Consider the following 337-nt stretch of genomic DNA (forward strand, 5'->3'; position numbering starts at 1 on the left):
TTAGTGATGTCATTAGTCATAGACTGACGCAATGATACTAGGCTTGGATCGTTAAGTGCAGCGATACGCTGATCGGCACTTTCCATTAGTTTGGTTGCGCTAACCGCATCATGCTCANGNNNTAGTTTACGAACACTGAACCAATTCCAAGTTGTTGAACTTGCATAAATTAGCTTTTTAAATAGGTACTCTAGGCCGAATAGTGCCGCTAAAAGTGCAATCACAAAGATCGCCAGAGTGGTCACACTCATCTCAATGGTCTTATTGGCAATTGATATCAGCACATAGCCCTGTTGACCTGAAAATTGAGTGCCGACAAATAGACCTGCACCCAGAA

The 337-nt window shown here is 42.9% G+C and carries 1 protein-coding gene; it reads right to left on the reverse strand.

Going from position 1 to position 337, the window contains the following annotated elements:
- On the reverse strand, nucleotides 1–335 hold a 335-nt coding region (locus A3712_RS28515; RefSeq protein WP_231891882.1), incomplete at its 3' end, for a uroporphyrinogen-III C-methyltransferase.
- Between the last annotated feature and the right edge of the window lie 2 nt (nucleotides 336–337).

This window comes from Vibrio sp. HI00D65, assembly GCF_001635455.1.
Classification (GTDB): domain Bacteria; phylum Pseudomonadota; class Gammaproteobacteria; order Enterobacterales; family Vibrionaceae; genus Vibrio.